Origin of the sequence: Proteus hauseri ATCC 700826 (assembly GCF_001654965.1) — a bacterium.
Classification (GTDB): domain Bacteria; phylum Pseudomonadota; class Gammaproteobacteria; order Enterobacterales; family Enterobacteriaceae; genus Proteus; species Proteus hauseri.
Window position 1 is genome coordinate 187,096 of sequence record NZ_LXEV01000018.1, and the last position, 23,077, is coordinate 210,172.

Here is a 23,077-nt window from a genome sequence, read left to right on the forward strand (position 1 = left end):
TGTCAGAGATCATCTTGAGGAGAAAAATCAAACCTGATTGAATAGTGATAATGTTAACCATTTAAAGTTTAATTGTTATTAAATATGTTAATAATTACGAGAATAAATCGGCAGTATAATCAAAACTTAATTGTGGATACCCATGAATACGCCAAATTATCAAAGCCATTCAGCACAAGCATTTCATATCGCTTTTAGTGGATTTCTGGCATTAGTTGTTGCGATGGGAATAGGTCGTTTCACCTTTACACCTCAAGTATCACTAATGATTGGTGAATTTCAATTAACGCTAACCAGTGCCAGTATTGTCGCAGCATTTAATTATTTAGGGTATTTAGCTGGCTCTTATGATGCGATGAAAGCAACACGAGGTGTTGGCTATCGGTTATGGGCTGGATTATGGGGTGCTGTAACTATTACTTTGCTATCTGCTTTTTTAACGGATGCTGTTACGCATAGCATCGCTCGTTTTTTTATTGGCTGGGCAAGTGGGTGGACTTTAGTGTTAGTGGCTTCATGGGCAAATGAATTATTGGCACGCCTTAATCGTCCTGCATTAAGTGTTGCTGTTTATGCTGGTACGGGTGTTGGCATATGTATAAGCGGTGTTTTGGCTGTGCTTATTATGAAATGGCATATGAGTGCAACACAAGGATGGCTGATTTATGGTTTGCTAGCATTTATTTGCGCTATATATGTAAGTTATCATTTACCAAAACCATGGTTGATGAGCCGAGACGAAACAAAAGTAGAGCCTTTAACGCTTACAATACCAATGAAAAAGCTTATTTGGGGCTATACCTTTGCAGGTTTTGGCTATATTTTGCCCGCCACATTTCTTTCTCAAATGGCGGCAGAGCGTTTTCCTGGTAGCCTTGTCGCGCAGTTTGTGTGGCCTATATTTGGTGCATCAGCAGCGCTGTGCATTGGTATTGCGATTTTAACTCGTCATTTTTTAAATACGCAGTTGCGTTTAGCGATTACCTTATGGTTACAAGCGTTAGGAATTATTATTGCTTTGTGGATCCCATCGATTACAGGCTTGGCAATAGGGGCTTTTTTAATTGGTGGTGGCTTAATGTGCGCGGTTCAACTGGCTTTTTTACGTGGCAAAGAGTTAGCGCCTAATCACGGTCGTTATATTGCGGGATTACTTACTACCTTCTATGCGATAGGGCAGTTAGTTGGTCCGGTTATTTCATCACTTTCTACTGTATTAACAGGCAAATTAGAGCCTGCATTGTATGTGGCATTTATTGTTTTGATTATGGGTGGTTTTTTAGTTTGTGTAAAAGATAAAAATAGCAGTTGAAATAAAAATTGTTCATACAAAAATGCAATAATTTCATAACGAAAAATGCTGTATCGCTGGATAATGTGATTCAGGTCATCTAAAGTGTAGGCTGTTATTGCTGGCAATAAAACAGATGCTAATTAACGTATTTATCGGAGAGTCCAATGTCATCATTAAGTAAAGAGGCGCAATGGGTGCATGCTGCGTTAGTGGAACGTGGTTTGGAAACGCCTCTTCGTGAACCAAATTTATCGCCAAGTGAGAGTAAACAGCAAATTGAACATCACATGACAGAAGTGATGAAACTGTTAAACCTTGATTTAAGTGATGACAGTTTGGCTGAAACACCGCGCCGCATAGCTAAAATGTATGTTGATGAAATTTTTTCCGGGCTAAATTATCTCAATTTCCCTAAAATCACACTGATTGAAAATAAAATGCAAGTGGATGAAATGGTTACGGTTCGTGATATCACCTTAACCAGTACTTGTGAGCACCATTTTGTGACAATTGATGGTAAAGCAATAGTGGCTTATATCCCGAAAGATAAAGTGATTGGCCTGTCCAAAATTAATCGCATTGTACAATTTTTTGCACAACGCCCTCAGGTACAAGAACGTTTAACTCAGCAAATTTTGATTGCATTACAAACCTTACTTGGTACTAAAAATGTAGCTGTCTCTATTGATGCTGTTCATTATTGTGTAAAAGCGCGTGGTATTCGTGATGCTACTAGTGCCACCACAACAACCTCTCTCGGTGGGCTATTTAAATCAAGTCAAAATACGCGTCAGGAATTTTTACGCGCCGTTCGCCATCTTTGAGAATAATGAATGAATAATACGTCAAATCAACGTATCGAAGCGTTAGATGCGTTGAGAGGAATGGCGATCCTTGGTATTTTATTACTCAATATTTCTGGTTTTGCGTTACTAAGAATTGCCTCGTTTAATCCACTTCATGGTGGAGAGGCATCTTTTGCTGAACGTATAACATGGATGCTGTTGAATTTATTTGCACAGGGTAAATTCCTGTTTATTTTTGCACTCTTATTTGGTGGTACGCTCTATTTGCTTTTGCATAGGGGGACAATCTGGAATGTCTCCCGCTTAGTTATTCTTATCTTAATTGGTTTGTTTCATACTCTTTTTATTTGGGAAGGAGATATTTTATTTCCTTATGCCGTATGCGGGTTATTTGTTTTTACGTTGATTAAATCTATTACAATAAAACAGCAATTTGTATTAGGTGGAACGCTTTATTTTTTAGGCGCTATTATTCTTGGTTTGTTGTTTTATTATTATCGCAATTTTGCCGATTTTGTTTGGTATAGCACACCTTTTTCTCGATTAAGTGAATCAAGTTGGAAAACAGGGGATTACATTACCAGTATTTATTTTCGCTGGCAGGAACTTAGTCTGTTTTTATTTAACTTAGTACGTCAGTATAGCTGGTTTTTATTAGGTGCAATGCTGGTGGGCTCTGCGCTAATGGCTTCGGGTTGGTTACAACAAAAATTTAGCCGAACACATTATGGTTATATTGCTTTCTATTTTTTAACCACCAGTTTGTTATTACAAACGGGTATTGTGTTGACAGACTATTATTTAAATTGGGATTACCATTGGTCTGCAATTATTGCTCAGCCACTTACGATGCTTATCCAAGTGATACAAAGTCTGGGTTATATTGCGTTGTTATATTGGAGTTGGCCATTAATACAATATTCGTTTTTTGCTTATGCACTACGTTGCGTTGGTAAAATGGCACTGACTATCTATTTATCGCAAAGCATTATTGGCGTGGTTATTTTTCAGCGTATGGGCTTATTTAATCAATTTACTTTGCCTGAATTGATGCCTTTTGTCGTTGTTATTTGGTTTATTAATATTGCATTCGCCATTTTTTGGTTACGCTATTTTCCGCAAGGTCCAATGGAGTGGCTATGGCGTAAATCATCAACATGGTTGGCTCAACGCTTTTAATTGCTTTTGTTATCATTTAAAGGAAGTAATTCAACTTCCTCTGGTGAAACCGCAGGATAGCCTTTTGTTCCTTCAGGAATAGTGTGAATAGGTGGAATGGCTTCTGGTGGTCCCAAAAAGCGAGGCTCACGCTTAAGAATATAAAGATCAATTATTGCACCTGTTCTTGCCAGTATTTCGCGAACACGCACCTTAAACATACTTTTGGGTGATGCAACTGCGAAGCATTGCGCATCAATTCCTTTTTCTAACGCAATAAATACGGCTCGTTCACAATGAAAGCGCTGCGTAATAATGGTAAAGCCATCGGTACCAAATACTTCTTTGGTACGTACAACGGAATCTAGCGTTCTAAACCCGGCAAAATCCATCACAATACGGGATGCTGGCACACCTGCTTTAATTAAGTCTTTGCGCATGGTGTTAGGTTCGTTATAGCTGTGCTGAGAGTTATCGCCGCTTAATAGTAAATATTGTACTTTTCCGCTGTTATAAGCATTTACAGCGCCTTGAATACGATATTGATAAAACTGATTAATATAACCGCTGGTATAATATTTAGATGTGCCTAATACCATACCCACTTTTTTAGCAGGAAGCTTATCGATATCATCAAAAATATATTGATTGGTTTTCCAACCGATCCAGCGATCACTAGCGATAAGGGCAATAGCAAGTATCGTGAATAGTGTCAAAGATAGATAGATGAGGCGTTTTAGCATTTCCTTGCCTTAGTGACGCATGATTTTAAAAACATAATTACACTAAAGGCTACTTGAGCAAGAGTAGGGAAGCAAGAAAAAAGCGCATCATATTGGGTAATGGCGCGCTTTTCAGAATGGTACTTAGTCATTCTAATTAATATTAGAATGAAGTACGCTTATAAATACGGTATTCCGGTTCCCAATAATTTTGTTCTATTGCTTCATCTAATGCTGAGTCTGAAGTGACAGTTGCAACACCTTGCACTTGCGCTTCTTTTGCTACTTGTTTTGCAATGTAACGCGAGACTTGTTGGATCTCATCAAGTAAAGGTAGCAGTGAACCATTACCATCTTTCGCCATTGGTGAGCAATCCGCTAATGCACGGCTTGCAACCATAAGCATCGCATCAGTGACCCGTTTTGCACCACTAGCAATAGCACCTAAACCAATTCCCGGGAATATATAAGAGTTATTGCATTGTGCAATTGGATATTCTTTCTCTTTGTATATTACAGGAGCAAATGGGCTGCCGGTAGCGACCAGTGCTTGTCCATCAGTCCAATTGATAATATCTTCAGGGCGCGCTTCAACTCGTGATGTTGGGTTTGATAAAGGCATCACAATAGGGCGTTCACAATGCTTGTGCATTTCACGAATGATTTCTTCAGTGAATAAGCCTGCTTGTCCTGACACACCAATTAGAATGGTTGGTTTGGCATTTTTAACTACTTCGAGTAGCGATATAGCATCACTTTCAGTTGCCCAACTCGCAATAGACTCGGTTTTTTGAATCAATTTACTTTGGAAATCAAGAAGATTTGGTAGCTTATCGGTTAACAAACCAAAACGGTCAACCATGAAAATACGTTCACGGGCTTGCTCGTCACTTAATCCTTCAGATTTCATTTGAGCAATAATTTGTTCTGCAATACCACAGCCAGCAGAGCCTGCACCCAAGAAAGTCACTGTCTGATCTTTTAACTGACGACCCGCCGCGCGGCTGGCGGCAATTAAGCTACCTAATGTGACAGCAGCAGTACCTTGAATATCATCGTTAAAGCAACATAATTGATCACGATAACGGTTTAATAGTGGCATTGCGTTTTTCTGAGCAAAGTCTTCAAATTGCAATAAAACATTTGGCCAGCGACGTTTAACAGCTTGAATAAATTCATCAACGAATTCGTTATATTCATCACCCGTAATACGAGGATGACGCCAACCCATATAAAGTGGGTCGTTTAATCGTTGTGGATTATTGGTACCAACATCTAATACAACAGGTAAAGTATAAGCAGGGCTAATACCACCACAAGCGGTGTATAATGAGAGCTTACCGATAGGAATACCCATACCACCGATACCCTGATCGCCTAAACCAAGGATACGTTCGCCATCAGTGACAACAATCACTTTTACGTTCTGTTTGGTGGCGTTTTGTAGCATGTCGTCGATATTTGCACGATTTGGGTAAGAGATAAAAAGCCCACGCGCACGACGGTATATATCAGAGAAATGTTCACAAGCTTCACCGACTGTTGGTGTGTAAATGATAGGCATCATTTCAGTCAGGTGTGATTCCAATAAACGGTAAAATAGCGTTTCATTGGTGTCTTGGATGTTTCTAAGATAAATATGTTTATCGTTATCGTTTTTAAAATCAAGATATTGGCGATAAGCACGTTCTACCTGTTCTTCAATTGTTTCAACTGCTTCTGGCAGTAAACCATGTAAGTTAAAGGTGCTGCGTTCTTCTTCGCTGAAAGCACTACCTTTATTTAACAGGGGAAATTCAAGCAGGATTGGACCTGCATACGGGATATAGAGAGGGCGTTTACTTTCGTGTTCCAGTTCCATGAAAAATACTCTTGTAAGGCAGTTAGTCACATGACAATAGTAGATCCTACAAAATAATAAAAATATGTACAGCTTATGTTATTTTTTTATTATTTTTATGTGTGGAAATGAGAGATAGATACAGTTGTTACAACTTTTTCTGGTAAGCATCAGCAATGTTTACATGCTGATGCTCTTTTAGACGATATTGTTAGAGTAATAGATTAAAATTTTCTATAAAGCGATGCGTTGTATCTGGCGACAACCTAAAGCCATTAATGTCGCTTGTGTCGCATCCCACTGCGTTAATATAGTGTCTGTTTTTTCAACTAAAACAGCAGATTCAATATCCATTACACTTTCACCCGCCATATTTAATGCAATTAAGGCTGCTTGCAGTGGGGGCATACTTGGATTGAAAGCGGCATTCTCGGCATAGCTGCCTTGGAAAATTTTACCATCTTTCATTTGAACCGCAATCCCACTATAAGATTGGCTATAAGGTGCATGGCTACGATTAGCTGCTTTTAATGCAAGTTGTACCAATTCATTTGGGTTATCAATTTGATAACCGTGATTGACTTTATCCATTAACAGGGTAGTGATATTGAGATCTTTAGGGCCAAAACTATCAGGCAGATAATCAGCCAGTGTTGCTGCTTTTCTACCGGGTAAATGAATTTGAATATGTGTGCCGCTATTTAGCTCATTCATAAATTGACGACAGTGGCCACAAGGCGTGTAGTTAACAGTAATGGCGGATAAGCGTGTTTCACCCTTTAACCATGCATGAGTAATGGCACTTTGTTCCGCGTGCACTGTTTGTTGTAATGGCGCGCCAGCAAATTCCATATTGGCACCAAAATACAAATTACCGCTTTCACCACGAGCTACTGCACCAACATTAAAATGTGATATAGGCGCTACTGCACAAGCAGCTGCGACAGGAAGAAGTGCTAATGCAAGAGCATCATCATCACATTGCAACTGTGTTTTGATGGTATTGACCTGCTGCGCTGTAAACATGGCAGGGAACTCATCCTGCTCAATATAAGGAGCAAGGGCTTGTTGTAGCTGAGGGGATAAATCTGACCAAATTGACTGAAAGCGAGTATGCATACATGAGTCTCCCATTAATCTTTCTGTATTATAAGATTTTAGGCATCTTTATCTATTCTTATATGTGATTAATATCATGCTTTCAATGAAACCATTGCAACAAGTTGGCTAATTGAGAGATGCATCTCAAATTTATGGTCTTATTCCCCAGAATAAATAATTATACTGGGGAATAAAAAGTCGCCGTAACAAGAATATTAACCAAAAAGATGAAGTATAAAAGGAAAAATAAAAGGTGCGGTTAATGAGGTAATAATACCGCAGGTCATTAATGCTAGTGAACTATAAGCACCTTCAATATAATCAACCTCAGCAGCTCTTGCTGTTCCGACGGCGTGAGATACTGTTCCCATCGCTAAACCACGAGAGGCATGGGTTGGTATACGTAATATTTTAAATAGCGTGTGACCAAAAATGGCACCTAAAATACCTACTGCAATAACACATGCAGCACTGATTGCAGGAATACCACCTATAGAGTCCGCGACAGCCATCGCAATAGGCGTTGTAACCGATTTAGGTAAAATTGATGCAGCGATTTCAGGTGTTGCACCTGCCCATAAGGCAATTGCTGTACCACTCACCATCGCAGCAACACTACCAATAAAACAAATACTAATGAGTGATTTCCACTGTGCTCGAATTTGGTGTAATTGCTGATAAAGCGGAATGGCTAAAGCAACCACTGCTGGTTGTAATAAGTCATTTAAAATACGACTACCGGCAAAATAATGCTCATAGGGTGTATGTGTGATTAATAAAATAGGAATAATAACCGCAATACCAATAAGCAATGGATTCAAAATAGGTAATTTATAACGAGCTGCGAGTTTACGTGATAAATAAAAGACAATTATGGTCAAAGGGAGCGACCACCAAATATTCATTAACATTAACATTTTTTCTTCTCACTTAACGCCTTATCGTCGTCTTTCTGTTGTGTTTTTTCTACAACGTCTTCAACTATATCAGGCTTTGAACCCACGATAATGCGCTCACGGTGAACATAGTGTGAGCAATAAGCGACTAATGCCATAACACCAAAGGTACTTATCACACTTGCTAAAACAATAGGGAAAAGTTGCTGACTTAATAAATCATAATAATTCATTACTGCTACTCCGATAGGAATAAAGAGTAATGTCATATTTTTTAATAAAATATTGGCACCGGGTTTTACCCAACGTAAAGGAATAAGTTGGAAAGCGAGTAAACCAAATAAAATAAGTAAGCCAACAATACTGCCTGGAACCGCGAAGGGTAGAAGGGCTGAAATAAGATTACCAGCAAAAAGACAAAGATAGAGTACAAGAAAAGCGCGTAGATAATGCCAAAGTGTAATCCGCACTCGTGCCCGATTAGATTTCATAAGTAAGTGTCCTAAATCAACTAACAGATTTATCATACACCGATTTTGAAAGTGTGCTATGGATCACAATAAAAAAAGAGCGGGGCTCTTATAGAACCCCGCCATTTATTTATCTGGCAAATGAATTTTGGTGATTATTTCACTTGTTGACCCGGTTTTGCACCATTGTCTGGGCTAAGTAAGAAGATATCTTCGCCGCCAGGACCTGCTGCCATGACCATGCCTTCTGAAATACCAAAACGCATTTTACGAGGTGCTAAGTTTGCCACCATAACAGTTAAGCGACCTTCTAACACTTTTGGATCTGGGTATGCTGTACGAATTCCAGAGAATACTTGGCGTGTTTCACCACCTAAATCTAAAATTAATTTTAGCAGTTTGTCAGAACCTTCAACGAAATCTGCTTGTTTAATTTCAGCAATGCGCATATCGATTTTAGCAAAATCGTCAAACTTAATCGTTTCTTGAATGGGATCATCAGCTAATGGCCCTGAGACTTCTTTAATTGGCGCAATAGTACTTTTTGATGCTTCAACCATTGCATCTGCTTTATCCATATCAATACGGTTAAACAATGCTTTAAATTTGGTGATTTCTGTACCTAAAAGAGGTTGAGCCAATGAATCCCATGTTAACTCTGTTTGCAAAAAGGCTTCAGTACGTTCGGTTAATGAAGGTAAAATTGGTTTCAGGTAAGTCATAAGTACACGGAATAAGTTAATTCCCATTGTACAAATTGCCTGTAACTCAGCATCTTTGCCTTCTTGTTTTGCCACAACCCACGGTGCTTTTTCGTCAATATAACGGTTTGCTTCATCAGCTAATGCCATAATTTCACGAATAGCTTTACCGTATTCACGGCTCTCAAATGATTGAGCAATAGTAGTTTGCATATCAACAAAGTGCTGATAAAGCTTAGCATCATCTAAGGTGTTTGCTAATTTGCCATCAAAACGTTTACTGATAAAACCTGCGGTACGAGAAGCGAGGTTAACCACTTTGTTAACGATGTCGCTATTTACGCGTTGCACAAAGTCTTCTAAGTTTAGGTCAATATCATCAATGCGTGATGAAAGTTTCGCTGCATAGTAATAACGTAGGCAATCAGCATCAAAATGGTCAAGATAAGCACGCGCAGTAATAAAAGTACCACGAGATTTAGACATCTTGGCACCATTGACGGTGACATAACCATGAACAAATAGGTTTGTTGGTTTACGGTATTCACTGCCTTCTAACATTGCTGGCCAGAATAAGCTGTGGAAATAGACAATATCTTTACCAATAAAGTGATAAAGGTCGGTTTTGCTGTCTTTATTCCAAAACTCATCAAAACTTAAGTCACCACGTTTTTCACATAGATTTAAGAATGAGCTCATGTAACCAATAGGAGCATCTAGCCAAACGTAGAAATATTTACCCGGCGCATCTGGAATTTCAAAACCAAAATAAGGCGCATCACGAGTGATATCCCACTGCTGCAAACCACTGTCGAACCACTCTTGCATTTTGTTCGCAACTTGCTCTTGCAGTGCGCCAGAGCGGATCCATGCTTGTAACATATTGCTAAAAGCGGGTAGATCAAAGAAATAGTGCTCAGTTTGACGCATGACAGGCGTTGAACCAGAAACAACAGAACGAGGATTAATTAACTCTGTTGGGCTGTATGTTGAGCCACATACTTCGCAATTATCGCCATATTGATCTTCTGCTTTACATTTAGGGCAAGTGCCTTTTACAAAGCGGTCAGGCAAAAACATGCCTTTTTCTTCGTCATAAAGCTGAGAAATAGTTTTGCTTTTAATATGGCCATTTTGTTTTAGCGCAAGATAAATTTTAGTCGATAATTCACGACTTTCATCACTGTGAGTTGAGTGATAGTTATCATAGCTAATATTAAAACCCGCAAAATCCTGCTGATGCTCTTGGCTCATTTCGTCTATCATAGCTTCTGGGGTAATACCCAGTTGTTGAGCTTTCAGCATAATTGGTGTGCCGTGAGCATCGTCAGCGCAGATGAAATGAACTTCTTTGCCGCGCATTCGGTGGTAACGGACCCAGATATCTGCCTGAATGTGCTCAAGGATATGACCGAGATGAATTGAACCGTTAGCATAAGGTAACGCGCAGGTTACCAATAATTTATTCGCGACGTGAGACATAGTAAGGATCTTACTTCCATAAAATTAATAAAAGGGACTTTGATGTTAACCTATCCGCCATCATGTCGCTAGGGCAATAACGGAGTTTTTGCAAGAGAAATTTCCGTTAGCAAATTGAGGTAAGGCATTATCGTAGTCATCGACTATCTGATATGATGGATGCACTCATATATTTAATAAATAATGAAAACGAGAGGAGCCGGGATGAGTGAAAAATCCCCCGAGCAGACCACCCCTGAGATTCTGAAAGAAAAAGTTTCAGGTGTCTTGTCTACTTTTGAACACCCGACATTGAAGCGTAACCTGCTTTCATTAAAAGCATTACACCAATGTGCGATGATTGACGATGTTCTTCATATCGAATTAGTGATGCCATTTGTTTGGAAAAAACCTTTCCAAATGCTAATTGAAGAAAAAACAGCTGAACTTCGCGAAATCACAGGTGCAAAAGCCATTGAATGGAAACTTAAGCATAATATTTCAACTTTACGCCGTGCTAATGATTTGCCAGGTGTAAATGGTGTTCGTAATATTCTTGCCGTGAGTTCCGGTAAAGGTGGTGTTGGTAAATCAAGTACTGCGGTGAACCTTGCTTTAGCATTAGCGCAAGAAGGTGCAAAAGTGGGTATTCTTGATGCTGATATTTATGGGCCTTCTATTCCAAATATGTTAGGTACTACGATGGAGCGTCCTACATCTCCAGATGGTCAGCATATGGCGCCAATCATGGCTTACGGATTAGCATCTAACTCTATCGGTTATTTGGTTACTGATGATAATGCGATGGTTTGGCGTGGTCCTATGGCAAGTAAGGCGTTAATGCAAATGCTGCAAGACACGCTATGGCCTGATTTGGATTATCTGGTTATCGATATGCCACCGGGCACTGGTGATATTCAGCTAACCTTATCGCAAAATATCCCTGTGACTGCCGCTGTTGTTGTGACAACTCCGCAAGATATTGCGTTGGTGGATGCAATGAAAGGCATCGTCATGTTTAAGAAAGTCAATGTACCTGTATTAGGTATTATTGAAAACATGAGCGCGCATATTTGCAGTAACTGTGGCCACCTAGAACCTATTTTTGGAACAGGTGGTGCGGCAAAATTAGCTGAAAAATATAACTGTTTACTGTTAGGTCAAATTCCACTGCATATCTCTTTACGTGAAGACTTAGATCGTGGCCAACCAACAGTAATGCGTGATCCTGAAGGTGAATTTGCCGATATTTATCGTGAAATTGCATCGAATGTATCAGCACAAATGTTCTGGGATGGTGACACTATTGCGACGGAAATTTCTTTCCGCGCAGTTTAAGCATCATTCGAATAATTTATTGATTAAAATGGGAAGTTATTTGGCTTTCCATTTTTTTATCTATTATTTCTGACTATTTTTGATAAAAAATAAATAGATTTCTGGTTTTACTCTGGAACCTGAATGATTTCAAAACTATAATCTGCGCTAGCGTAATGTTTCCATATTATTACGTTATCCCTCTTTTTATTTCAAACCAGGTTTTTTTAATTATGGCTGACACAGCACATCAGTGCACAATTGTAGGTATCGCTGGAGCCTCTGCTTCAGGTAAAAGTCTTATTGCAAGCACGCTTTACCGTGAATTAAGAGCGCAAGTAGGTGATCATAATATCGGAGTGATACCCGAAGATTGTTACTATCGTGACCAAAGTGATTTAACGATGGAAGAGCGATATAAGGTTAATTATGACCACCCCAATTCGATGGATCACTCACTTTTATATCAACACTTGTGTGAACTCAAAGCAGGAAATGCCATCGAACTCCCTCAATATGACTACGTTGCTCACACTCGCAAGCCAGAAACCATTCATTTTAAACCAAAAAAAGTTATTATTATTGAAGGTATTCTGTTATTAACAGATAAACGTCTACGTGAAGAGATGGATTTTTCTATCTTTGTAGACACGCCACTTGATATTTGCTTGATGCGTCGTATTAAACGTGATGTTAACGAACGTGGACGCAGTTTAGATTCGGTTATTGAACAATATAATAAAACCGTTCGTCCTATGTTCTTTCAATTTATCGAACCTTCTAAACAATATGCCGATATTATTGTTCCAAGAGGCGGTAAAAACCGCGTGGCGATAGATATCTTAAAAGCAAAAATCGGACAGTTTTGCGAATAATTAGTTTCATTTGTGGGCAGCTTTCATGCATGATGAAACTGCCTATTTAACTTGAAGAGGGAAATAAAATGCGATTGTGCGACCGTGATATTATTCAGTGGCTAGATGACGGAAAGTTGGTTATTGAACCTCGCCCGCCTATTGAGCGAATTAACGGCGCAACAGCGGATGTTCGTTTAGGAAATCAATTTCGTGTTTTCCAAGGGCATACTGCCGCTTATATCGATCTTAGTGGTCCTAAAGCTGAAGTTAATGAAGCATTAGAACGAGTTATGAGTGATGAAATTGTTTTGCTTGAAGGTGAAGCTTTTTATTTACATCCTGGAGAGTTGGCTCTGGCTGTGACTCTTGAGTCTGTTACTTTGCCCGATAATGTGGTGGGATGGTTAGATGGACGTTCTTCATTAGCACGTTTAGGTTTAATGGTGCATGTTACTGCTCATCGTATTGATCCGGGCTGGCATGGACAAATTGTATTAGAGTTTTTTAATTCAGGAAAACTACCATTAGCATTAAGACCAGGCATGGTGATTGGTGCATTAAGTTTTGAACCCATGTCAGGCTCTGCGGATAGACCTTATAATCGCCGCCAAGATGCAAAATATAAAAATCAGCAAGGGGCTGTTGGTAGTCGAATTAGTGAAGATTAACTATTCTTTACAGTAATTATTATCAGATTTTACTAAAACGGGTAATTATATGAAAAGGTTTCTGACAACACTGGCTATTTTGCTTGTCGTTATTATTGCTGGCTTAACTGCATTAGTTTTGCTCATTAACCCCAATGATTTCCGTGGATATTTAGTTGAACGAGTTGAAAAACAAAGCGGTTATAAGCTGACATTACAAGATGATATGCGCTGGCATGTATGGCCAAAACTCAGCATTATTACAGGTAATATGTCGCTTTCTGCACCTGATGCAGAGCAACCTTTAATTACCGCAGATAATATGCGCCTTGATGTTGAATTATGGCCGCTACTTTCTCATCAGCTCGAAATAAAAGAAGTTATGCTAAAAGGTGCAGTTGTTCGACAAACACCAGAAAGTAGAGCTATCCCTAAGGTTGCCCCACCTGCAATATCGAAAAGCCAATCTCATTCAAATATTGAACCTAAAACAAATCGTTGGCAGTTAAATATTGCCAAGGTAAATATCACCGATAGCTTGCTGATTTGGCAAACAGGTGATGGTGAACAGCTCAATTTACGCGATATTAATTTATCGCTTAAAACAGATGCTCAACAGCAAGTAACGCTAGAGATGAGCACGAAAGTAAATCGTGATCGTCGAGAAATTGCATTTAATCTAAATGCTGATGTGGATATGAGTGAATATCCATATCAAATTAGCGGTAATATTACGCAGTTTGATTATATTTTATCCGGAATGGGGTTTCCTGAAAGCGGGATTCAAGGCAACTTAACCTCTGCTTTTAGCTATAAAAATGGCAATTCAAATAGTCTCTCATTTGATAATTTAATTTTACTGGCTAATGAAAACCAACTTCAGGGACATATTAGTGCTAATTTTGCAAAAAAAGCACGGTATGAAGTGGTTTTAAATAGTGACTCTTTAAATCTTAATACATTATTGCCAAATATAGCGCCAGATAAAGAATCTGAGGCCGCATTAATTACGCCGAAATCAGACAAGACAAAACCACAGTCATTCGCATTATTTAACACGGCGTATGCCGCCCCTGCGCCTAATGCAACAATTATGACTCGTCCTGTTATTACCTCTATGAATGATGAAAATAAAGATTATGATTTAACTCATTGGGGTAATATTGAATTTGCGGTTAAATTAGCATTTAACAAATTGATTTATAAAGATTTAGAAATTAATAATTTTAAAGTAGATGCTGAAAATAAACAAAATGCGTTAAAAATCCAAACATTAGCAGGGCAAATTCTTAATGGTGAGTTTTCTCTTCCTATTGTCGTGTCGACCAGTGTTATTCCTGCCCATATCAGCATGGATATCACTATGAAAGAGATCCCATTACAGCCATTATTACGTGCTTTTGAACAGCCTGAAAACTTTAGCGGTTTTATTTCAGCGAACGGAAATTTAGACGGTACGGGATATAACCGCGATGCGTTTCTTAATAGCTGGCAAGGTAATTTGAATACTACACTCACGCAGTTTAAAATGTATGGTTTAAATATTCCTCAAGTTATTCAACAATCAATTGCGCAAGCTACAGATAAAGTGATGTCTCCTGAAGATATTACCAACTATACACAAGCAGATAGTGTTATCGCCCAATTTAAATTAAGACAAAAAGGGCGTATTACTTTAACGGCGCTTGATGCTCAAGCTGATATAGCAAGTATAAAAGGACAAGGTGAGGTTAATCTTCAACGCCATAATCTTGATATTATGTTGCTGGTTAATATTAAAAAAGGTTGGGGAAAAGAAAATGAATTTGTCCGTCAGTTAACTAAAATTGCTATTCCTTTGCGACTTTATGGTGACTGGAGCGCAATTCAATACGAATTTAATGTAGAAAAATTATTTCGAGATCAACTGCAACAGAAAGCGAAACAAGCTATTGATAACTGGCTTAACAAACAAGATGAAAGCCCAGAAGTAAAGGCTCTTAATCAGTTATTGAAAAAGCTATAACATCGTAATTTTTAACTCCATCACATCGTGAATAAAAGCACACTATCTTAATGATCCTGTGCTTTTTTCTTTATATCTATCATTTAATTTATATTTTGAATAAAAACTAAGCATTCGTGCTATATAGACATAAAAAAATAGTCATTTTTTTTGATATATGTCATACACTGCTCTGTTCGCTTTGGGCAGAGTGTCTCAATCGCGCAAAACGCAAAAATGATGATAACAATAAAACACTTCATTTTATTAATCACTATGTATGACAGGAACTGTGTAAATGATCGAAATTCTTATTGGTGCTCTGGTCGCTGTGGGCGTCGGACGCTATATCGTTAAAGGCTACTCACCAACCGGTGTTTTAATGACAGGTGGTTTATTATTACTGATTATCAGCGTAATAATGGGCAGAGCAGTATTACCACCAAGTGCAGCAGCAACAGGTTATGGTTTAATTGATATCGTTGAGTATGTGAAAAATCTACTTATGAGCCGTGGTGGCGATTTAGGTATGATGATCATGATACTTTGTGGTTTTGCCGCTTATATGACACACATTGGCGCCAATGATGTGGTGGTGAAATTAGCTTCTCGTCCACTAAAAATGATCAACTCACCTTATCTTTTAATGGTTGCGGCTTATATTGTTGCTTGCTTAATGTCATTGGCTGTTTCTTCTGCTACAGGTTTAGGCGTGTTGTTAATGGCAACATTGTTCCCAGTTATGGTTAATATGGGAATAAGTCGTGGTGCAGCAGCGGCTATTTGTGCATCTCCAGCCTCAATTATTTTAGCGCCGACATCAGGAGATGTAATTTTAGCCGCAGAAGCGTCTAAAATGCCGTTAATTGATTTTGCATTCAAAACAACATTGCCTATTTCTATTGCTGCGATCATTGGTATGTGTATCGCTCACTTCTTCTGGCAGCGTTATCTTGACCGTAAAGAGCACATTGAAACAGAAATGTTAGATGTGAATGAGATCAAAACTCATGCTCCAAGTTTCTACGCTATTTTACCATTTACGCCAATTATTGGTGTTTTAGTGTTTGATGGTAAATGGTTACCTGAATTACATATCGTCGCGATTATTATTATCTGTATGATGTTAGCGGCAGTTATCGAATTTATGCGTAGTTTTAGCGCTAAACAAGTTTTTGAAGGCTTAGAAGTCGCTTATCGTGGTATGGCCGATGCCTTTGCACAAGTTGTTATGTTATTAGTTGCAGCAGGTGTCTTCGCGCAGGGCTTAACAACCGTTGGCTTTATTAATGCGTTAATTGACGGTGCACAGGCATTGGGCTCAGGTGCGATTGTTATGATGATTGCATTAGTCCTTATCACCATGTTAGCAGCTATGACAACGGGTTCTGGTAATGCGCCATTCTATGCTTTCGTTGAATTAATTCCGCGCTTAGCAAACAATATGGGTGTTAACCCTGCTTACTTAACTATTCCTATGTTACAAGCATCAAACTTAGGTCGTACATTATCACCAGTTTCGGGTGTTGTTGTGGCGGTATCAGGTATGGCAAAAATCTCACCTTTTGAAGTGATGAAACGCGTTTCTGTCCCTGTATTAGTGGGTTTAGTGATCGTTATTGTTGCTACCGAGATTTTAGTACCAAGTACTTTAGGTTAATTATTTAAAAGATTAAATTCACGTTAACTTATTTAGTTATCGCTTTATTGGCGGGCTTTGTTGATAACAAAGTCCGCTTTTTTATATGTATTATTGAAAGGTAGGAATGGGGGGTTATTGTGTCGATTGAATAAAGGCGCTAGCCACTTTTTTAGGCCCTTCATAAATTTCAATTATATCTAATATTTTTAATAAGTGATGAGGTGCTTGTTCGACTAAAAATTGTAAATTCCCTTCGCTTACCCACCGTTCTTGCTCTTTTAGTGTTTGAATGATGTCAATGGTTAAACTCCAAGCGTTAGGCTCGTTAGGTAGCAATGTCATTGGATAATAAAAACCACGCATAGGCGGTGATGATTTTCGCCCACCTTCATCGACAGTTAACCAAATAATTTTGACTCTGACGCTATTATTCATGCTGGTTCTTATAACAAAAAAATGAGATAAAAAATATCCGCCATAAAGGCGGATATTGAAAAGTTTAAATGAGATTACGCTTCATCAACGTTTTCTTCATCATCAACAACAGGTTCGACGATGCGGACTTTATTAATGCGGTGATTATTGACTTCTAATGGCTCGAATTCAATGCCATCAATCATGATTTTCTCACCCACTCTTGGCACACGTTGTAAGTGTTCCATGAGTAAGCCAGCAAGCGTTTCATACTCACGCTTTTCATCCAACTTGATAGGAATATAAAGTACTAAATCTTCAAGTGGAGTGAAGCCATTAACGGTCCATGAGCCATCTTCATTCTGTGAGATATCGTGGCGAGAATCGTTTTCTTCTGAGCTAACAGGTAAGTTACCTGCAATAGTTTCCATGACATCGGTTAATGTCACAATACCTTCAACAGAACCAAATTCGTCAACGACAAACGCAAAATGAGTATGCGCATTACGAAATTGTTCTAATGCTTGTAATAGTGATAAACCTTCAGGGAAAATAAGCGGTTGCTTTACTAGCAAACGTAAATTTAGCTCTTCATCACGCAACTGCTGATTCAGTAATTGGATAACATTAACAACACCAACAGGTTCATCGCTGTGTTGTTCATCAGTAATAACCAGACGTGAATGTGGATCTTTCTCTAATAATTCACGAATATCATCTTGAGTTGCGTTTAAATCGACGTATTCCACATCATGGCGCGATGTCATTATGCTGTTTACGTTTCGCTGGCTTAATCCAAGCACACGTACAATCATTTGACGTTCTTGAGGATCAAACGCTTCTTCTGTATTCGCAATTAAATCAGAAGTATGAGGATCTAATTCAGCAGCATCAGGCTTACCATTGATAATCCGTAGAACCGCATCAGCTGTACGTTCACGTAAAGAACGAGACGCTGTTAAGAAGCGGCGACGGTTAAATTGTGCGAGCTGATTAAATACCTCTATCATGATAGAGAAACCTATCGCAGCATACAGATAACCTTTTGGAATGGCATAACCAAAACCTTCGGCAACCAGTGCAAAACCAATCATCAGCAAGAAGCTTAAACACAAAATAACAATGGTTGGGTGGTTGTTAACAAAAGTAGTTAATGGCTTACTTGCAAGGATCATCAAGAACATTGCAATAGTCACTGCTGCAACCATGACACCCAAATGATCAACCATACCAACAGCGGTTATCACAGAATCTAGTGAGAACACGGCATCTAGCACGATAATTTGCGCTACTACGGACCAAAATCGGGTAGTTTTGCGTTGTTTTCCTTCGTTGTGATCTTTACCTTCTAGTCGTTCATTAAGCTCCATTGTGGCTTTGAACAGCAAGAATATCCCCCCAACAAGCATGATTAAGTCTCTTGCACTGAAAGGATGATCAAATAAAGTGATAATTGGCTTGGTTAGTGTAATTAACCAAGATAGGCTAAATAACAGAACAACGCGCATGATTAAAGCGCATAATAAACCTGTTATACGAGCTTTATCTCTTAATTTTGCTGGAAGTTTATCTGCCAGAATGGCAATGAAAACAAGGTTATCGATACCTAGTACGATTTCAAGAACAATAAGGGTGGCCAGTCCAGCCCATATCGTCGGATCTACGATCCATTCCATACAGTTTGTTTTACCTTCTATAAAGACGGCTCATGCCGACTTAGGAATAATGAGCAATTTGAAGGAATTTTTCAATAATTTATTATCAATATAGAGGTAATAATTTCATTTTACGTGAAACAGAGCGATATCGATTGCATCAATAACTACCACCAATTGATAGAGTGAGTTACTATGTGATCAGGTTAACAAATTGTCAGTACTTAGATACTGGCAGGTATATTTTCAGACGGGAGTTATTTCATGTCAAAACAGCAAATCGGCGTGGTTGGTATGGCAGTTATGGGACGTAACCTTGCGCTAAATATTGAAAGCCGTGGTTATTCTGTATCTATCTACAACCGTTCAAGTGATAAAACAAACGAAGTTATCGCTGAAAACCCGGGTAAAAAACTAGTAGCTAATTATTCTATTGAAGAATTTGTTGATTCATTAGAAAAACCGCGTCGTATTTTATTAATGGTAAAAGCCGGTGAAGCTACAGACAAAACAATTGCTGCACTGACTCCTCATTTAGATAAGGGCGATATCCTTATTGATGGCGGAAATACTTTCTTTAAAGATACTATTCGTCGTAATCGAGAATTATCTGCACAAGGTTTCAATTTTATTGGTACAGGTGTTTCAGGCGGTGAAGAGGGTGCATTAAAAGGCCCTTCAATTATGCCGGGTGGACAAAAAGAAGCCTATGAATTAGTGGCTCCAATTCTTGAAAAAATTGCTGCTGTTGCTGATGGCGAGCCTTGCGTTACTTATATTGGTGCCGATGGCGCTGGTCACTATGTGAAAATGGTTCATAACGGTATCGAATATGGCGATATGCAACTAATTGCTGAAGCTTATTCGGTATTAAAACACTCTTTAGGTTTATCTAACGAAGAGTTAGCGCAAGCGTTTACTGAGTGGAATCAAGGCGAATTAAGTAGTTATTTAATCGAAATCACAGCTGATATTTTCCGTAAAAAAGATGACGAAGGTAAATATCTGGTTGATGTTATTCTTGATGAAGCCGCTAATAAAGGTACTGGTAAATGGACGAGTCAAAGTTCATTAGATTTAGGTGTTCCAGTAACACTTATCACTGAATCTGTATTTGCTCGTTATATCTCTTCATTAAAAGATCAACGTGTCGCAGCATCTAAAGTACTATCAGGCCCAGCACCTAAAGCATTTACTGGCGATAAAAAAGCCTTTATTGAAAATGTTCGCCGTGCCCTTTATTTAGGTAAAATAGTTTCTTATGCTCAAGGTTTCCAACAACTAAAAGCAGCATCAGATGAATATAATTGGGATCTGAACTACGGTGAAATCGCGAAAATTTTCCGCGCTGGCTGTATTATCCGTGCACAATTCCTACAAAAAATTACAGATGCCTATAATGAAGATGCAAGCATTGCTAACTTGTTATTAGCGCCTTACTTCAAAAATATAGCGGACGAATATCAACAAGCTCTGCGTGATGTGGTTTGTTATGGCGTTCAAGCAGGTATTCCTACACCAACTTTCTCAGCTGCAATTTCTTATTACGATAGCTATCGTGCACAAGTGTTACCTGCGAATTTAATTCAGGCTCAGCGTGATTATTTTGGTGCACATACTTATAAACGTACTGATAAAGATGGCGTATTCCATACTGAATGGATGGAATAAGGCTTTAGATTTTAAGTGATAAGCTTATCAATATAATAAAAGGTGCTAAATATTTAGCGCCTTTTTTATTTTCAATTTAATTTGATATTAAAAATTGTAGTTGGATAGCTCATCGACGCTAATTTGCCCTTTACCAACTAATAAATAATGCTTTTCTTGTAATTTTTTTACTTCATTATTTTCTAATACAAATTCAAAAATGGCTATTTTATCATTCGAAATAAATTGTGTTGCTATGGGTCTACAAATCAAGTTGGGGTATTTATGCCTACATAGTAGAAAGTCTTGTTCTATTTGAACAATACCCAATTCATCTTTTCCTCCTTTAGCTTGCACAGGAAAAATAAATTGTCTTCCCAAACGGTCAACACCAACATATATTTCATCAGTTTCAATTTGTCCTACAGAAGGCACTGTTGTTCTTAGATGATTTTGTAATGAGTAACAAACTGCACCTGTAAATATATCGATTAATCGATTGTATCTGACTCTTGTTAATAATGCTTGTTCATCATTAAAGGCATGCTCAGCAACTATTGTTGGTGTTGAATCTGGTATTTTTATTGTCGATAACATCATATCAGGTAATATTCTTGAATAGTTAACTTGTTGAAAGCAATATAAAGAACGCCCGATATTTTTTATTACCCATTCCTTCCCATTTTGTGCTTTTTGGGTTATAGATACGGGTAACGAAGCTCTATATTTAAATGAATAAATTACATCACCAATATTTTTTGGCAGATTAATATCTAATTCAGCTGATTTAGAAATGATATCAGTACGATTAAATTCAACAATATCATTACCATCAACGTATTTATCTAAGAAAATACCTTCAATTATTGATTCGTATCTATTTTTTTTCATGATTAAACTCTAATAATAAAACTTCTTCATTTAACATATCTTTTGTTACAGTTGATATTCTTGTTCTAAATAGATCAATACCAATAACTTTATATCCAAGCTGTTCTGCAATTTCTGACAATAAATGGCCAGTTCTAATTGGTATTCGGAAATAAGATGCTTGATCACCAACAACATAAGCCAGCTTAGCACCATCTTTTAATTTAGGTTTTAAATCATGCAAATGTTTAGCCATTCCACCGAAATATAATCTCACTACTTTGTGATATAATTTTTCAAAGCCTGAAGTTTTGCCCAATTCAATACGTTTATTTTCAATTAAATCCGCTAAGTGTGTGACACTAACATTGTCTTCTATCCAATTTAAATCATCATCTCCTTTGTAAATACCGCGAGTATTTGATCTTAACAATCCTTTTTTTAATATTCTTAGCTCTTCTTTTGTTTCAACAAAATTTAATAAAACAGATTCTAAACGAGTTGTTCTTGAATAATCTTTTTCATTTGGATAGGGCGGTGACGTAATGACAGCATCAATGGAGTTATCATCGATTAAATAAAGATCGTTTCTTGAGTCTGCTAAAAAAACGTGGCTAGAAATATCTTTGTTATTATCATGAATAACAATATCATCACACATTGAATGTACAGCTTTGAGCCATATATCAACAACATCAGCATCTAATTTTTTCTTTCTACCCACTCCTACTTCCGGGCCAAATTTAAGATTACTGAAAGAAAAAACGATATGTTTTGCTAGTGCAGTTTTATAAAAAGATAAATATTCATCTGCATATTTATTTACTATTTCAATAAGTATTAATGTTTTATGTAATGGTAATTGGCTTATTGAGTTTTTAATAATTAACTTTTCTTTGTCTTCACTTAAATATCTAAAAGAAGTGGTTTCATTTTTAATTTTATTTTTAGCTATATCTGCGATTTTTTCGGCATTTTTTCTTACTTGGATTACATCGATATTCCAATTTACTTTTGTTGAAGCACACATTTGAACAACAGGATTCGCTTCTATTCCAATTGATTTAATTCCTAATTTTTTAGATTCAACGAGTGTTGTCCCAGTTCCACAAAAAGGATCAAGAACAACAGAGTCAGAATTTAAATCAAAAATTTCAATATACTTTCTTACTAAATGAGGAGGGTAAGATAGAACGAACCGGTACCAATCATGAATGGCTTTATCCTCTTCATAAAATCGGTTTAACTCTATTCCATTGTTTTTTTGTGCAATATAACTCATATAATAAATCAACTTTTTAATGTTTTTCTATCGTTACTAGGCAGTAAAAATAATTTTTATTGATAATTCCAGTTTGCTGATTATCGATTTTACCTGTTCAGAACAGGTTTGTAACCATAGTTTATAAGTTGAGTAATTTAAGAAAAATTATTCAAAAAAAAGAGCACCATGGTGCTCTTTTAGATGATAGAAGAATAATTAATAAATTATTTTACAGGAAGTTCTACTGTGAATTTAATTTATCGTTCTCTATTATGTCCGTCATTGAAATATTTTCTTGTTCCATCATTTCGGCAGTAACTTTACCACT

19 protein-coding genes are annotated in these 23,077 nt (G+C 37.7%); 9 read left to right on the forward strand and 10 right to left on the reverse strand.

Translation table 11 applies throughout. From position 1 onward, the window contains the following. Positions 1-142: 142 nt before the first annotated feature. From M997_RS07175 to yeiB, 3 genes are all read left to right on the forward strand, one after another. Positions 143-1,312 carry a YbfB/YjiJ family MFS transporter gene (locus tag M997_RS07175; RefSeq protein ID WP_064719423.1) on the forward strand — a complete coding sequence of 390 codons (1,170 nt, stop codon included), beginning with the start codon at positions 143-145 and terminating at the stop codon, positions 1,310-1,312. A 146-nt stretch (positions 1,313-1,458) separates the two neighbouring features. Beyond that, the gene (gene folE / locus M997_RS07180; protein ID WP_064719424.1) at positions 1,459-2,118 is read left to right on the forward strand and encodes a GTP cyclohydrolase I FolE; all 660 of its coding nucleotides are present in this window, start codon (positions 1,459-1,461) and stop codon (positions 2,116-2,118) included. Positions 2,119-2,127: 9 nt separating this feature from the next. Next, the gene (gene yeiB / locus M997_RS07185; RefSeq protein ID WP_064719425.1) at positions 2,128-3,279 is read left to right on the forward strand and encodes a DUF418 domain-containing protein YeiB; all 1,152 of its coding nucleotides are present in this window, start codon (positions 2,128-2,130) and stop codon (positions 3,277-3,279) included. Here the strand turns inward: yeiB and sanA are convergent. The 6 genes from sanA to metG form a co-directional block, all read right to left on the reverse strand. Then, positions 3,276-4,001: an outer membrane permeability protein SanA gene (gene sanA / locus M997_RS07190; protein ID WP_064719426.1), complete on the reverse strand. Its 726-nt coding sequence runs from the start codon at positions 3,999-4,001 to the stop codon at positions 3,276-3,278. The two genes, yeiB and sanA, sit on opposite strands and share 4 nt — an antisense overlap. Positions 4,002-4,143: 142 nt before the next feature. Beyond that, positions 4,144-5,841, reverse strand: a complete 1,698-nt coding sequence (locus tag M997_RS07195) for an NAD-dependent malic enzyme (RefSeq protein ID WP_064719427.1) — start codon at positions 5,839-5,841, stop codon at positions 4,144-4,146. A gap of 213 nt (positions 5,842-6,054) precedes the next feature. Further along, positions 6,055-6,939: a cytidine deaminase gene (gene cdd / locus M997_RS07200; RefSeq protein ID WP_064719428.1), complete on the reverse strand. Its 885-nt coding sequence runs from the start codon at positions 6,937-6,939 to the stop codon at positions 6,055-6,057. Positions 6,940-7,136: 197 nt separating this feature from the next. After that, positions 7,137-7,832 (reverse strand): CidB/LrgB family autolysis modulator, encoded by a 696-nt coding sequence (locus tag M997_RS07205; RefSeq protein WP_064719447.1) that lies wholly within the window; start codon positions 7,830-7,832, stop codon positions 7,137-7,139. Beyond that, positions 7,832-8,308 carry a CidA/LrgA family protein gene (locus tag M997_RS07210; protein ID WP_064719429.1) on the reverse strand — a complete coding sequence of 159 codons (477 nt, stop codon included), beginning with the start codon at positions 8,306-8,308 and terminating at the stop codon, positions 7,832-7,834. The genes M997_RS07205 and M997_RS07210 overlap by 1 nt, the downstream gene beginning before the upstream one ends. 134 nt (positions 8,309-8,442) lie before the next feature. After that, entirely contained in the window at positions 8,443-10,470 is a 2,028-nt protein-coding gene (metG, locus tag M997_RS07215; RefSeq protein WP_064719430.1) for a methionine--tRNA ligase, read from the reverse strand. A 204-nt stretch (positions 10,471-10,674) separates the two neighbouring features. On the opposite strand from metG, the gene apbC reads away from it, so the two are divergent. The 5 genes from apbC (at position 10,675) to dcuC (ending at position 16,914) form a co-directional block, all read left to right on the forward strand. Then, a complete protein-coding gene (apbC, locus tag M997_RS07220; protein WP_064719431.1) occupies positions 10,675-11,787 on the forward strand; it encodes an iron-sulfur cluster carrier protein ApbC in 1,113 nt (370 codons plus the stop codon). Positions 11,788-11,999: 212 nt separating this feature from the next. Further along, positions 12,000-12,641, forward strand: a complete 642-nt coding sequence (gene udk / locus M997_RS07225; RefSeq protein WP_064719432.1) for a uridine kinase — start codon at positions 12,000-12,002, stop codon at positions 12,639-12,641. A gap of 68 nt (positions 12,642-12,709) precedes the next feature. Beyond that, a complete protein-coding gene (gene dcd / locus M997_RS07230; RefSeq protein ID WP_064719433.1) occupies positions 12,710-13,291 on the forward strand; it encodes a dCTP deaminase in 582 nt (193 codons plus the stop codon). Between the two features lie 49 nt (positions 13,292-13,340). Beyond that, the gene (gene asmA / locus M997_RS07235; RefSeq protein WP_064719434.1) at positions 13,341-15,275 is read left to right on the forward strand and encodes an outer membrane assembly protein AsmA; all 1,935 of its coding nucleotides are present in this window, start codon (positions 13,341-13,343) and stop codon (positions 15,273-15,275) included. Positions 15,276-15,552: 277 nt separating this feature from the next. Then, positions 15,553-16,914 carry an anaerobic C4-dicarboxylate transporter DcuC gene (dcuC, locus tag M997_RS07240; protein WP_064719435.1) on the forward strand — a complete coding sequence of 454 codons (1,362 nt, stop codon included), beginning with the start codon at positions 15,553-15,555 and terminating at the stop codon, positions 16,912-16,914. A gap of 114 nt (positions 16,915-17,028) precedes the next feature. On the opposite strand, the gene M997_RS07245 is transcribed toward dcuC, so the two are convergent. Both M997_RS07245 and M997_RS07250 read right to left on the reverse strand, forming a co-directional pair. Further along, positions 17,029-17,331 (reverse strand): hypothetical protein, encoded by a 303-nt coding sequence (locus M997_RS07245; RefSeq protein WP_064719436.1) that lies wholly within the window; start codon positions 17,329-17,331, stop codon positions 17,029-17,031. Positions 17,332-17,405: 74 nt separating this feature from the next. Continuing rightward, positions 17,406-18,986 carry a TerC family protein gene (locus M997_RS07250; RefSeq protein ID WP_064719437.1) on the reverse strand — a complete coding sequence of 527 codons (1,581 nt, stop codon included), beginning with the start codon at positions 18,984-18,986 and terminating at the stop codon, positions 17,406-17,408. A gap of 243 nt (positions 18,987-19,229) precedes the next feature. Here M997_RS07250 and gndA point away from each other — a divergent pair, with 243 nt between their 5' ends. Further along, a complete protein-coding gene (gene gndA / locus M997_RS07255; protein ID WP_064719438.1) occupies positions 19,230-20,636 on the forward strand; it encodes an NADP-dependent phosphogluconate dehydrogenase in 1,407 nt (468 codons plus the stop codon). Between the two features lie 87 nt (positions 20,637-20,723). Here the strand turns inward: gndA and M997_RS07260 are convergent, their stop codons facing one another. Both M997_RS07260 and M997_RS07265 read right to left on the reverse strand, forming a co-directional pair. Further along, positions 20,724-21,506 (reverse strand): hypothetical protein, encoded by a 783-nt coding sequence (locus M997_RS07260; RefSeq protein WP_064719439.1) that lies wholly within the window; start codon positions 21,504-21,506, stop codon positions 20,724-20,726. Continuing rightward, positions 21,493-22,767, reverse strand: coding sequence for a DNA methyltransferase (locus tag M997_RS07265; protein WP_064719440.1), 1,275 nt, complete (start codon positions 22,765-22,767; stop codon positions 21,493-21,495). Before M997_RS07265 ends, M997_RS07260 begins: the two co-directional genes overlap by 14 nt. Between the last annotated feature and the right edge of the window lie 310 nt (positions 22,768-23,077).

What these genes read in the sequence shown, in the direction of transcription:
- M997_RS07175 (WP_064719423.1), top strand. Translation starts at nt 143, where the DNA reads ATGAATACGCCAAATTATCAAAGCCATTCAGCACAAGCATTTCATATC.
- folE (WP_064719424.1), top strand. Translation starts at nt 1,459, where the DNA reads ATGTCATCATTAAGTAAAGAGGCGCAATGGGTGCATGCTGCGTTAGTG.
- yeiB (WP_064719425.1), top strand. Translation starts at nt 2,128, where the DNA reads ATGAATAATACGTCAAATCAACGTATCGAAGCGTTAGATGCGTTGAGA.
- sanA (WP_064719426.1), bottom strand. Translation starts at nt 4,001, where the DNA reads ATGCTAAAACGCCTCATCTATCTATCTTTGACACTATTCACGATACTT.
- M997_RS07195 (WP_064719427.1), bottom strand. Translation starts at nt 5,841, where the DNA reads ATGGAACTGGAACACGAAAGTAAACGCCCTCTCTATATCCCGTATGCA.
- cdd (WP_064719428.1), bottom strand. Translation starts at nt 6,939, where the DNA reads ATGCATACTCGCTTTCAGTCAATTTGGTCAGATTTATCCCCTCAGCTA.
- M997_RS07205 (WP_064719447.1), bottom strand. Translation starts at nt 7,832, where the DNA reads ATGTTAATGAATATTTGGTGGTCGCTCCCTTTGACCATAATTGTCTTT.
- M997_RS07210 (WP_064719429.1), bottom strand. Translation starts at nt 8,308, where the DNA reads ATGAAATCTAATCGGGCACGAGTGCGGATTACACTTTGGCATTATCTA.
- metG (WP_064719430.1), bottom strand. Translation starts at nt 10,470, where the DNA reads ATGTCTCACGTCGCGAATAAATTATTGGTAACCTGCGCGTTACCTTAT.
- apbC (WP_064719431.1), top strand. Translation starts at nt 10,675, where the DNA reads ATGAGTGAAAAATCCCCCGAGCAGACCACCCCTGAGATTCTGAAAGAA.
- udk (WP_064719432.1), top strand. Translation starts at nt 12,000, where the DNA reads ATGGCTGACACAGCACATCAGTGCACAATTGTAGGTATCGCTGGAGCC.
- dcd (WP_064719433.1), top strand. Translation starts at nt 12,710, where the DNA reads ATGCGATTGTGCGACCGTGATATTATTCAGTGGCTAGATGACGGAAAG.
- asmA (WP_064719434.1), top strand. Translation starts at nt 13,341, where the DNA reads ATGAAAAGGTTTCTGACAACACTGGCTATTTTGCTTGTCGTTATTATT.
- dcuC (WP_064719435.1), top strand. Translation starts at nt 15,553, where the DNA reads ATGATCGAAATTCTTATTGGTGCTCTGGTCGCTGTGGGCGTCGGACGC.
- M997_RS07245 (WP_064719436.1), bottom strand. Translation starts at nt 17,331, where the DNA reads ATGAATAATAGCGTCAGAGTCAAAATTATTTGGTTAACTGTCGATGAA.
- M997_RS07250 (WP_064719437.1), bottom strand. Translation starts at nt 18,986, where the DNA reads ATGGAATGGATCGTAGATCCGACGATATGGGCTGGACTGGCCACCCTT.
- gndA (WP_064719438.1), top strand. Translation starts at nt 19,230, where the DNA reads ATGTCAAAACAGCAAATCGGCGTGGTTGGTATGGCAGTTATGGGACGT.
- M997_RS07260 (WP_064719439.1), bottom strand. Translation starts at nt 21,506, where the DNA reads ATGAAAAAAAATAGATACGAATCAATAATTGAAGGTATTTTCTTAGAT.
- M997_RS07265 (WP_064719440.1), bottom strand. Translation starts at nt 22,767, where the DNA reads ATGAGTTATATTGCACAAAAAAACAATGGAATAGAGTTAAACCGATTT.